Below are 3,631 nucleotides of genomic sequence, written 5' to 3' on the forward strand. Positions count from 1 at the left end.
ATGTTGATTTACCTCTTGTTCCGTTAAAATATGTTTGTTTATATAAGTTGGTAATAATTTATGAATAATTAGGAAAGAATGATAAATAACTGATGTTAACTTGGCTCCAGGAATGTGAATATACTGTTCGCCAGTTTGATACTGATACTGATAACGAATAGGATTATGATCTTTTTTAGCAGCTTCTAAATGTGGCATCTATCAATTCAAATCAAAAACTACATCTTTAGTAGCTCCCATCTGATTGTAGACGCTTTGACGAAATTCTTGCAATTGTTTCAATTTCATCTGGACAAAAGGGAAGATTTTATAAACCTTTAATCCTCTCATCCAGATGTACCGAGGGACAAGCCATTCTACTAAACTTACCCAAACTTACCCAAAACATCGGAATTGAGCTTTGGAGCTAGCTTCCTGCTTGATTGAGAATCACTGACCGCAGTCTGTAACCTCTTTCTTTCCACAGGCTTAAAATCACTTGTTTTCAGAAAAGGCACGGAAGATGTAATTAGGTTCAGCATAAACTACATCTGGAGATTCCAGAAGTTCAGCGATCGCGTCCAAAGTGGCTTGCTTAAGCTCAACCTCACTCATCGCAGCTACTTCTGGTTCAGACAAGCGGATCAAGATGGGAATATTTGGATTTCTAGAAGTTTCCACAACCGTGGCTTTTTTCCCAAGCAGCTTTTGGGTCTTTGTCACTGCGCTTTGAGGTTCCTTGTACTGCACCAAAATTTCTCCAGGAACAAATTCAGCATTTACACTAATCTCACCACGACTTGCAACCAGATCATTGTTGTCCATGGCTAAAATCTCACCAGATATATTTTCAGAAGCAGCAGCAGATTCAAAAGCACCGGGGACTCGTAAAATACCAGCTCCCATGCGCGAATCACCAAAGGATTCGGCATTATTTACTAGCAGTGCTTTGATTTGAGCAGGAGACAGACTGGGATTCTTCTGTAGAAGCACTGTAGCAGCACCGGAGACGTGGGGCGTAGCCATTGAAGTTCCATTTAGGCTATTGTAATCAGGGTTACGATAGGTACTGAGAATATTTTCCCCAGGTGCAGAAAGATCGTTGAAGCCATAGCTAGAAAAAGACGCTAACTGGTTATTGATATCTGTGGCTCCTACCGTCAGAGTCACACTCGGACAACTAGCAGGTTGTTGGGGATTATTATTACCCGCATTACCTCCTGCCACAATTACAGCAGAACCCGCAGCAACGGCTTGACTAATCGCATTTTCCAGGGTTGGGGAACAATTTCCCCCTCCCCCTAGACTCATATTGATAATATCAGCTGGTTCAGAACTACTGAGACCATGACTGTTGGTTATCCCTGCTGCATAGTAAATTCCGTCAATAATATCACTGAAGGTTCCAGAACCAGTGCTTCCTAGCACCCTTACTGAAATGTGGTTCACTCCATTGTTGCTACTCTGGTTCCAAGGAGTTCCGGCAACGCCAGTGGTGTTATTGGTTGTTGCCAGGATAGTACCTGAAACGTGAGTCCCGTGATGCACTGCTTGGCTGGGAGGGCTGTCCGCAGCATCGACTCCTGTGCCAATGTCAGCACCAGAATTGAGGAACCGTGCATTATTAGTGGAACGGGGCGGTAGATCGGGATGTCCTCCAGCATAAACTCCGTCATCGATCACGGCAACTGTCACGGGAGTGACCGTTTGAGTTGAGGTAGTCCCCCAAACTGCTGGCATACCAATATTTTCATAGCCCCACTGCTGGTCGTACATCGAATCATTTGGTGTCGCTTCAGAAGGAGGAGGAGTTTCTCCTTGCTCTTGACAGCAAAGATAAGGGGATGTATCTGAGGTAGGTGTCAGGTCTCCCGAACAAGCACTGCCGCGTTCGTAGGGCATGGCATCTTCGCGTGTGGGTATTACCCCACTGAAGGTCGGCCACTTGCCGCCACAATCATAACAAAGGGAGCAGGATGAGGCTGCTATTGCCTGACTTGGCTGGACACTCAGCAGTAGCACCACAGCAAACATCAATGCGAACAACCAAGACATCGTTCTTTTCATAATTCTTTCCTTTCTATTTCAAAGTTGAATGAGTATTTACAACGCTTTCTCCAATTCAGATAGTGGGACAGCACCGGCAAAAGCTTTCCCATTGATTGCCAAGAAAGGAGTACCCCCAATCTCGGCTCTCTGAGCAATCTCTATATCTTTCTCAATTGCAGTTTCAGCAGCCTGACTATGGCGATCGCGGTTAAACCTCTCCAGATCGAGATTGAGATTTCTCGCGATATCCAGATATAATTGCTCACCCAACTTATCTTGCTGGGTAAACAGGGTATCGTGGTACTGCCAAAACTTTCCTTGCTGATTAGCAGCCCAAGCGGCTTTGGCAGCAGGCATGGCTTCAGGATGAATTGACAAGGGTAAATTCTTGTACACTAAAGCGACTCGATCTTGATGAGTTGCCATAAATTGCTTCAATGTCTTGTGAGCCTGGGAACAGAAGGGACATTGAAAGTCTGAGAACTCTAGCAGCACAATTTTGCCATCCACTGAGTCAGTAGCAGGTGATTCACCAATGATTCTGTCGGGACTGGCTTTGAGTTCTTGGGAGAGTAACTCCTGAGCTTGTTTCTGTTGCTCCCACTGTTGCTGCTGGTAGACCTGAAGAGATTCCCAAACTACCTCGGGGTGGTTGCGGATAACCTGCAAAACTTCGGCTTCCAATTCTGTAGTAACTTGATTGGGGCTATCTGCGCCCTTAAGGTTTGTGGCTGCTTGTGCTGGTGCTGACCAACTCAGCACTGTCAGGCACAACACTAACATTATCTCTATCCATCGTACACGCACTAAGGTCTACCTCCTTATTCTAAAAAGAGTGGTTCTTTGGAATTAGAGAGGGCTTCTGGAAGAGAAATTTTCCAAAAGCCCTTGGCTAGGATCTGGCTTAATTAGCCTCTAAAAGAATCTCCTGCAGCAGAGATAAGGGTATTGATCATCCCTCCACATATAGGTTCCTGAACAATTAGTGCCTAACTCATAGGCTTTGGAGATGGTTGCTTCCAGGTTGCGATTGATCCCACCAAAATTTGGCCAGCCACCGCCACAGGTCTCGCAATAGGTGCAAAGAGTCATATAACCAACATCTACCTCTGTCCCAACTTCTTCTGATTTTGCTGCCTCTTTTGCAACCTCTGCCTTGCTCGGTTGAGCCTGTGCTACCTGCATTTGTTGATCTAGTTGAGCTAGCACTTCTGCTTTACTAGGTTGAGCTTGCGCAAGCTGTACCTCGGCTGCCATTGCTTGACTGGGCACGGCAACCAGCATCATCATCACAGAAAATACGATAGCCAAAAGCCAAGATATTTTTCTCATGTTTCTTCTTCTTATTAAAGTTGATATATCCATTTGAGAAAACTTCTTAATCTACTCACACTCCGTTGAGGCATTTACTCAGTTTCCTTACAAACAATACTATTGCAAAAAAAAACTATCAAGCAATACTAAATCACTACTTTTATTGATTCTTTACATCGTTAAATAGTGTCAATTTATTAGTTATTCAAATACTTATAAAATCCGGATAAAGCAACAAAAAAAATACACAAATTATACTAAATCCGGTTCTCATACACCTCTTGTTTTT

4 protein-coding genes are annotated in these 3,631 nt (G+C 44.0%); all 4 read right to left on the reverse strand.

Annotated elements, in window-relative coordinates:
* Positions 1-198: hypothetical protein (locus tag AFK68_RS05925; protein WP_143437597.1), on the reverse strand; the 198-nt coding region annotated here is incomplete at its 3' end.
* Between the two features lie 276 nt (positions 199-474).
* Positions 475-2,046: a S8 family serine peptidase gene (locus AFK68_RS05930; protein WP_094671980.1), complete on the reverse strand. Its 1,572-nt coding sequence runs from the start codon at positions 2,044-2,046 to the stop codon at positions 475-477.
* A gap of 36 nt (positions 2,047-2,082) precedes the next feature.
* Positions 2,083-2,835: a thioredoxin domain-containing protein gene (locus tag AFK68_RS05935; protein ID WP_246844022.1), complete on the reverse strand. Its 753-nt coding sequence runs from the start codon at positions 2,833-2,835 to the stop codon at positions 2,083-2,085.
* A 108-nt stretch (positions 2,836-2,943) separates the two neighbouring features.
* Positions 2,944-3,393 carry a hypothetical protein gene (locus AFK68_RS05940; protein WP_143437599.1) on the reverse strand — a complete coding sequence of 150 codons (450 nt, stop codon included), beginning with the start codon at positions 3,391-3,393 and terminating at the stop codon, positions 2,944-2,946.
* Between the last annotated feature and the right edge of the window lie 238 nt (positions 3,394-3,631).

It is taken from the genome of Hydrocoleum sp. CS-953 (assembly GCF_002260545.1).
In the GTDB taxonomy this organism is placed as follows: domain Bacteria; phylum Cyanobacteriota; class Cyanobacteriia; order Cyanobacteriales; family Microcoleaceae; genus Trichodesmium.

What these genes read in the sequence shown, in the direction of transcription:
- AFK68_RS05930 (WP_094671980.1), bottom strand. Translation starts at nt 2,046, where the DNA reads ATGAAAAGAACGATGTCTTGGTTGTTCGCATTGATGTTTGCTGTGGTG.
- AFK68_RS05940 (WP_143437599.1), bottom strand. Translation starts at nt 3,393, where the DNA reads ATGGATATATCAACTTTAATAAGAAGAAGAAACATGAGAAAAATATCT.